We start from the raw sequence: 6,093 nt of genomic DNA, 5'->3' as shown, positions 1-6,093 counted from the left end.
GGGCTGTCGTTCACCGTGGACGCCGGGGAGTGGGTGCAGGTCACCGGCGGCAACGGCGCCGGAAAAACCACCCTGCTGCGCCTGCTGACCGGGCTGGCGCGCCCGGACGGCGGCGAGGTGTACTGGCAGGGCGAGCCCCTGCGCCGCGTGCGCGACAGCTTCCATCGCAGCCTGCTGTGGATAGGGCACCAGCCGGGGATAAAAACCCGCCTGACGGCGCGGGAGAACCTGCACTTTTTCCACCCCGGCGACGGCGCGCGCCTCCCGGAGGCGCTGGCGCAGGCCGGACTGGCGGGATTTGAGGACGTGCCGGTCGCCCGGCTCTCGGCCGGGCAGCAGCGCCGGGTGGCGCTGGCCCGCCTGTGGCTGACCCGCGCCGCGCTGTGGGTGCTCGACGAGCCGTTCACCGCCATTGACGTTAACGGCGTGGCGCGCCTCACCCGGCGGATGGCGGCGCACACGGCGCAGGGCGGGATGGTCATTCTCACCACCCACCAGCCGCTGCCGGGGGCCGCGGACACCGTCCGCCGCCTGGCGCTGACCGGCGGGGAGGCAGGGCTGTGATGTGGCGTGTCTTCTGTCTCGAACTGCGCGTGGCGTTCCGCCACGGCGCGGACATCGCCGGCCCGCTGTGGTTCTTCCTGATGGTCATCACCCTGTTTCCGTTAAGCGTCGGGCCGCAGCCGCAGCTGCTGGCGCGTATCGCGCCGGGCATCATCCAGGTGGCGGCGCTGCTGGCCTCGCTGCTGGCGCTGGAGCGGCTGTTTCGCGACGACCTGCAGGACGGCAGCCTGGAGCAGCTGATGCTGCTGCCGGTGCCGCTGCCGGCGGTGGTGCTGGCGAAGGTGCTGGCCCACTGGGCGGTGACCGGCCTGCCGCTGATGATGCTCTCCCCGCTGGTGGCGCTGCTGCTGGGGATGGACGTGTACGGCTGGAAAATCATGGCGCTGACGCTGCTGCTCGGCACGCCGGCGCTGGGGTTTCTCGCCGCGCCGGGCGTCGCGCTGACGGCCGGGCTGCGGCGCGGCGGCGTCCTGCTGGGCATTCTGGTGCTGCCGCTGAGTGTCCCGGTGCTGATTTTCGCCACCGCGGCGATGGACGCGGCATCGATGCATTTACCCGCTGACGGCTATCTGGCGGTGCTGGGGGCGCTGCTGGCGGGCAGCGCGACGTTAAGCCCGTTCGCCACCGCGGCGGCGCTGCGCATCAGTACGCAGTAGCGCCCCGGCACGACGGACATTTTACTGGTTTCAGGAGGTCAGGTGACGACTATGTGGAAAACCCTTCATCAGCTGGCGGCGCCGCCCCGGCTGTATCAGATTTGCGGCAGGCTTGTGCCGTGGCTGGCGGCAGCCGGCATCATTGTGCTGGCCACCGGCTGGGTCCGGGGCTTTGGTTTCGCCCCGGCGGACTACCAGCAGGGGGAGAGCTACCGCATTATGTACCTGCATGTTCCGGCGGCCATCTGGTCGATGGGTATCTATGCGGCGATGGCGGTGGCGGCGTTCACCGGGCTGGTCTGGCAGATGAAAATGGCCAGCCTTGCCGTCGCGGCGATGGCGCCGGTGGGGGCGGTGTACACCTTCATCGCGCTGGTCACCGGCGCGGCGTGGGGCAAACCGATGTGGGGCACCTGGTGGGTGTGGGACGCGCGCCTGACCTCGGAGCTGGTGCTGCTGTTTCTCTACGCCGGGGTCATCGCCCTGTGGCACGCCTTTGACGACCGTAAAATGGCCGGGCGCGCGGCGGGCATTCTGGTGCTGGTCGGCGTGGTGAACCTGCCGGTTATCCACTATTCCGTCGAGTGGTGGAACACCCTGCACCAGGGCTCGACGCGGATGCAGCAGAGTATCGACCCGGCGATGCGCTCGCCGCTGCGCTGGGCCATCGCCGGCTTCCTGCTGCTCTTTATGACGCTGGCGCTGATGCGGATGCGCAACCTGATTTTACTGATGGAAAAACGCCGCCCGTGGGTGAGCGAACTGATACTGAAAAGGGGGCACCGGTGAGTCCGGCATTTTCATCGTGGAGCGATTTTTTCGCCATGGGCGGGTACGCCTTTTTTGTCTGGCTGGCGGTGGCGATGACCGTGGCGCCGCTGGCGCTGCTGGCGCTGCACACGGTGCTGCAGCGCCGGGCCATTCTGCGCGGCGTGGCGCAGCAGCGGGCGCGCGAGGCGCGGATGCGTGCCGCACAGGCGCAACAGGAGGCCGCGTGAACCTGCGACGTAAAAACCGGCTATGGGTGGTCTGCGCGGTGCTGGCGGGCCTGGCGCTGACCACCGCCCTGGTCCTGTACGCGCTGCGCGCGAATATCGACCTGTTCTATACCCCCGGCGAAATCCTCTACGGCAAGCGCGAGACGCAGCAGCTGCCGGCGGTGGGCCAGCGCCTGCGCGTCGGCGGGATGGTGATGCCCGGCAGCGTCAGGCGCGACCCGGACTCGCTGAAGGTGAACTTCAGCCTCTACGACGCCGAAGGGTCGGTGACGGTGAGCTATGAGGGGATACTGCCGGACCTGTTCCGCGAGGGGCAGGGGGTGGTGGTGCAGGGCACCCTGGAGAAGGGCAACCACGTCCTGGCGCACGAGGTGCTGGCCAAGCATGACGAGAACTACACCCCGCCGGAAGTGGAAAAGGCGATGCAGGAAAACCACCGCCGCCCGCAACGCGCTGATAAGGACACCTCATCATGATGCCTGAATACGGCCACGCACTGCTGTGCCTGGCGCTCGGCGTGGCGCTGCTGCTGCCCGTTTACCCGCTGTGGGGCGTGGCGCGCGGCGACGCGCGGATGATGGCGTCGGCCGGGGTGTTCGCCTGGCTGCTGTTCATCTGCGTGGCGGGCGCGTTTTTCGTGCTGGTGCACGCCTTTGTGGTTAACGACTTCACCGTGGCCTATGTCGCCGGCAACTCGAACACGCAGCTGCCGGTGTGGTACCGGGTGGCCGCCACCTGGGGAGCGCACGAGGGCTCGCTGCTGCTGTGGGTGCTGCTGATGAGCGGCTGGACCCTGGCGGTGGCGGTGTTCAGCCGGCGGGTGCCGGCGGATATCGTCGCCCGGGTGCTGGCGGTGATGGGGATGGTCTGCGCCGGTTTTCTGGCGTTCATCCTGTTCACCTCCGGCCCGTTCGCCCGCACGCTGCCGGCCTTTCCGGTGGAGGGGCGTGACCTGAACCCGCTGCTGCAGGACCCGGGGCTGATTTTCCACCCGCCGCTGCTGTACATGGGCTATGTCGGCTTCTCGGTGGCCTTCGCCTTCGCCATCGCCGCGCTGCTGAGCGGGCGTCTGGACAGCGCGTTCACCCGTTTTGCCCGCCCGTGGACGCTGGCGGCGTGGGTGTTCCTGACGCTGGGCATCGTGCTCGGCTCGGCGTGGGCCTACTACGAGCTGGGCTGGGGCGGCTGGTGGTTCTGGGACCCGGTGGAGAACGCCTCCTTTATGCCGTGGCTGGCGGGCACCGCCCTGCTGCACTCGCTGGCGGTCACGGAACAGCGCGCCGGCTTCAAGGCGTGGACGCTGCTGCTGTCCATCTGCGCCTTCTCGCTGTGCCTGCTGGGCACCTTCCTGGTGCGCTCCGGGGTGCTGGTGTCGGTGCACGCCTTCGCCTCCGACCCGGCGCGCGGAATGTTTATCCTCGCCTTTATGGTGCTGGTCACCGGCGGCTCGCTGCTGCTGTTCGCCGTGCGCGGGCACAGGGTGCGTTCGCGGGTGAACAACGCGCTGTGGTCGCGCGAGTCGCTGCTGCTCGGCAACAACGTCCTGCTGATGGCCGCCATGCTGGTGGTGCTGCTGGGTACCCTGCTGCCGCTGGTGCACAAACAGCTGGGGCTGGGCAGCATTTCGGTGGGGGAGCCGTTCTTTAACACCATGTTCACCTGGCTGATGGTCCTCTTTGCCCTGCTGCTGGGGGTGGGGCCGCTGGTGCGCTGGGGCCGGGACCGGCCGCGTAACATCAGGGCGCTGCTGCTCACCGCCCTGGTCTCCACCCTGGTGCTGTCGGTACTTTTGCCATGGCTGCTGGAAGATAAAATCATCGCCATGACGGCGGTGGGGATGGCGATGGCCTGCTGGATTGCGGTGCTGGCGGTGGCCGAAGCCGTACAGCGCGTGTCCCGCGGCACGAAAACCTCTCTCAGCTACTGGGGAATGGTGGCGGCGCACCTCGGGCTGGCGGTGACGATTACCGGCATCGCCTTCAGCCAGAATTACAGCGTGGAGCGTGACGTGCGGATGCGGGCGGGCGACAGCGTGACCATTCACGACTACCGCTTCACCTTCCGGGAGGTGCGGGACATCACCGGGCCCAACTACCGCGGCGGGGTGGCCCTCATCGGGGTGACGCGCCACGGCGAGCCGGAGGCGGTGCTGCATGCGGAGAAACGGCTCTACAACACCAGCCGGATGGTGATGACCGAGGCGGCGATTGACGGCGGGCTGACCCGCGACCTGTACGCCGCGCTCGGGGAGGAGCTGGACAACGGCGCGTGGGCCGTGCGCCTGTACTACAAACCGTTTGTCCGCTGGATATGGGCCGGGGGACTGCTGATGGCGCTGGGCGGGCTGCTGTGCCTGGCGGACCCGCGCTACCGCCGCCGTAAACCATTGCCGGAGGCCGGATGAAACGCAACGTACTGTTATTACCGCTGCTGATTTTTCTGCTGATTGCCGCGGCGCTGCTGTGGCAGCTGGCGCGCAACGCGGAGGGGGATGACCCGACGAATCTCGAATCGGCGCTGACCGGGAAGCCGGTGCCGGCGTTCCGCCTGGAATCGCTGGAGACACCGGGTCAGTACTATGAGGCGGAGGTGCTGACGCAGGGGAAACCGGTGCTGCTTAACGTCTGGGCCACCTGGTGCCCGACCTGCCGCGCCGAACATCAGTACCTGAACCAGCTTTCTGCGCAGGGTATCCGGGTGGTCGGGCTGAACTATAAGGACGACCGGGCGAAGGCGGTGGCCTGGTTAAAAGAACTGGGTAACCCGTATGCGCTGAGTTTATCGGACAGCGACGGGATGCTGGGGCTGGACCTGGGCGTGTACGGCGCGCCGGAAACCTTCCTCATCGACGGCAGGGGGATTATCCGCTACCGCCATGCGGGCGATTTGAATGCCCGGGTATGGGAAAGTGAACTGAAACCGCTGTGGGACAGATACAGCCGGGAGGCGGCGCAATGAGACTGTTACCGGGCATGGTGATGCTGATGCTGGCGCTGGTTATCGCCGGGTCAGCGCGGGCAACCACCGACGTGATGCCGTTTAAAGATGAAGCGCAGGAGCAGCAGTTCCGCCAGCTCACGGAGCAGCTGCGCTGCCCGAAATGCCAGAACAACAGCATTGCGGACTCGAACGCGATGATAGCCACCGACATGCGCCGCAGGGTGTATGACCTGATGCAGGAGGGGAAGAGCCGCCAGGAAATCATCGATTACATGGTGGCGCGCTACGGCAACTTCGTCACCTACGACCCGCCGCTGACCCCGCTGACGGTGCTGCTGTGGGTGCTGCCGCTGGCCGCCATCGTGGCGGGCGGGTGGATAATCGTCGCCCGGACGCGCCGGCGGGTGCGCCTGCGCCGGCAGCTACGTCCTGACCGGCAGCTATTCGCAGGTGAGGGCCTGGCAGCAGGCAACGGCGCAGACGCCCGGGCTGCTGGCGCGGGCGCTGGACCCGCAGGCGCAGCCGCTGAATGAGGAGGAGATGGCGCGGCTGGCGCTGGGGCTGCGCACCCGCCTGCAGAATGATGCCGGCAATGTTGAGGGCTGGCTCATGCTGGGGCGCACCGGTATGGTACTGGGTAATGCCGGTACCGCCACCGGGGCGTATGCGAACGCCTACCGTCTGGACCCGAAAAACCGCGATGCGGCGCTGGGCTACGCGGAGGCGCTGACGCGCTCGTCCGACCCGGAGGATAACCGCCGCGGCGGGGAGCTGCTGCGTCAGCTGGTGAGCCGCGACCACACGGATATCCGGGTGTTAAGCCTGTATGCGTTCAGCGCCTTTGAGCAGCAGCGCTTTGGCGAGGCGGTGGCGGCCTGGGAGATGATGCTGAAGCTGCTGCCGGCGGGTGACGCCCGGCGGGCGGTGATAGAGCG

Annotated in this window: 7 protein-coding genes and 1 pseudogene; all 8 read left to right on the top strand. The window is 67.7% G+C overall.

What is annotated here, in order from left to right:
* On the top strand, nucleotides 1-564 hold a 564-nt coding region (gene ccmA / locus J4685_RS22240; RefSeq protein ID WP_016506198.1), incomplete at its 5' end, for a cytochrome c biogenesis heme-transporting ATPase CcmA.
* On the top strand, nucleotides 561-1,220 hold the full coding sequence (ccmB, locus tag J4685_RS22235) for a heme exporter protein CcmB (protein ID WP_000990037.1): 660 nt from the start codon (nucleotides 561-563) through the stop codon (nucleotides 1,218-1,220). The genes ccmA and ccmB, both read left to right, overlap by 4 nt.
* A 51-nt stretch (nucleotides 1,221-1,271) precedes the next feature.
* A complete protein-coding gene (locus J4685_RS22230) occupies nucleotides 1,272-2,009 on the top strand; it encodes a heme ABC transporter permease (protein ID WP_000266011.1) in 738 nt (245 codons plus the stop codon).
* Nucleotides 2,006-2,218, top strand: coding sequence for a heme exporter protein CcmD (ccmD, locus tag J4685_RS22225; RefSeq protein ID WP_000074110.1), 213 nt, complete (start codon nucleotides 2,006-2,008; stop codon nucleotides 2,216-2,218). Before J4685_RS22230 ends, ccmD begins: the two co-directional genes overlap by 4 nt.
* Entirely contained in the window at nucleotides 2,215-2,694 is a 480-nt protein-coding gene (gene ccmE, locus J4685_RS22220; RefSeq protein WP_001053607.1) for a cytochrome c maturation protein CcmE, read from the top strand. Before ccmD ends, ccmE begins: the two co-directional genes overlap by 4 nt.
* Complete coding sequence (locus tag J4685_RS22215; RefSeq protein ID WP_000982500.1) at nucleotides 2,691-4,622, top strand: heme lyase CcmF/NrfE family subunit; 1,932 nt, start codon at nucleotides 2,691-2,693, stop codon at nucleotides 4,620-4,622. Before ccmE ends, J4685_RS22215 begins: the two co-directional genes overlap by 4 nt.
* The gene (gene dsbE, locus J4685_RS22210) at nucleotides 4,619-5,176 is read left to right on the top strand and encodes a thiol:disulfide interchange protein DsbE (protein WP_000828285.1); all 558 of its coding nucleotides are present in this window, start codon (nucleotides 4,619-4,621) and stop codon (nucleotides 5,174-5,176) included. The genes J4685_RS22215 and dsbE overlap by 4 nt, the downstream gene beginning before the upstream one ends.
* Nucleotides 5,173-6,093: pseudogene (locus J4685_RS22205) on the top strand (cytochrome c-type biogenesis protein CcmH); the annotation flags it as partial. The gene dsbE and the pseudogene J4685_RS22205, both read left to right, overlap by 4 nt.

This window comes from Salmonella sp. 32100201201700099SM, assembly GCF_017572645.1.
In the GTDB taxonomy this organism is placed as follows: Bacteria; Pseudomonadota; Gammaproteobacteria; order Enterobacterales; family Enterobacteriaceae; genus Salmonella; species Salmonella enterica.
This window is presented reverse-complemented; position numbering and strand designations above follow the sequence as displayed.